Here is a 1,414-nt window from a genome sequence, read left to right on the forward strand (position 1 = left end):
CTCAGCCTGCCGGCACAGATCATCCTCGGCGGCGGCGACGATGGCCAGGACCTGCAACTGCCGCTGGCCCGGCATACCGTGACCGCGGAACAACTGAACGCCCCCAACCTGGGCGCCAACCTCTCCGAATCCCTGCAGCGGGTCCCCGGGCTGGTGGCGTTGAACCGCCAGAACTACGCCCAGGACCTGCAGATATCCTCGCGCGGCTTCGGCGCCCGCTCGCAGTTCGGCGTGCGTGGGGTGCGCCTGGTGCAGGACGGTATCCCGCTGACCATGCCCGACGGCCAGGGCCAGCCGGCACTGTTCGACCTCGATGGCCTGCAGCGCATCGAGGTGCTGCGCGGCCCGCTGACCACCCTGTACGGCAATGCCTCCGGCGGCATCATCCAGGGCTATACCGGCGAGGCACCGTTCTACCCGACCCTGGACAACCGCACGGTGGTCGGCAGCGATGGGCTGTGGCGCTCGCGCCTGCGCTACGGCGGCCAGCATGGCAACCTGAACATCAGCGCCAACCTCTCGCGGCTGGAGACCGATGGCTACCGCGACCACAGCGACACCCGCCGCGACATCGCCAACCTGCGCCTGGGCTGGGATATCGATGATGTCTCCAGCCTGACCCTGCTGATCAACAGCCTGGACCAGCCCGATACCCAGGATCCGCTGGGGCTGACCGCCGAGCAGGTGCGTGCCGACCGGCGCCAGGCACCGCCGCCGGCCTATACCTTCGATACCCGCAAGTCGGTACGCCACAACCAGGTCGGACTGAACTACCAGCGGCGCCTGGCCAACGACGACCAACTGACAGTGATGGTCTATGGTGGCGAGCGGGACATGCAGCAGTTCCTGGCCTTCCCTCGCGGTGGCCTGACCGCTGGCGGTGGGGTAGTCGAGCTGGACCGGCGCTTCGGCGGCGGCGAGCTGGGCTGGCAGCGCGGCACCCAGCTGTTCGGCCTGCCGGTGACCCTGGCGGCGGGGCTGGCCTACAACTACCAGGGCGAGGAACGCCAGGGCTTCGTCAATGACAACGGCAGCAAGGGCGGCCTGCAGCGCGACGAGTTCAACCGGGTCGACAGCCAGGAGGCCTACCTGATCAGCACCTGGCAGCTGGCGCCGCGCTGGGAGCTGGTGGCCGGGATGCGCTACAACCGGGTGGAGTTCGACTCGGACGATGACTATCTGGTCGATGGCCAGGACGACAGCGGACGCATGCGCGTGCACCGCACCAACCCGGCGCTGGGCCTGAACTGGCAATGGACCCCGGAACTGAGCCTGTATGCCGCCTTGGGCCAGGGCTTCGAGACCCCGACCTTCCAGGAGCTGGCCTACCGGCCCGATGGTGCCGGCATGAACCAGGCACTCAAGCCGAGCCTGTCGCGCAATGCCGAGGTCGGACTGAAGTGGCGACGGGACA

The 1,414-nt window shown here is 68.4% G+C and carries 1 protein-coding gene; it reads left to right on the plus strand.

All coding sequences use genetic code 11. From position 1 onward, the window contains the following. Window positions 1-1,414: TonB-dependent receptor domain-containing protein (locus tag CQ007_RS18725; protein WP_146114611.1), on the plus strand; the 1,414-nt coding region annotated here is incomplete at both ends.

The sequence above is a fragment of the Pseudomonas sp. MYb185 genome, from assembly GCF_002979975.1.
Taxonomy (GTDB): Bacteria; Pseudomonadota; Gammaproteobacteria; order Pseudomonadales; family Pseudomonadaceae; genus Halopseudomonas.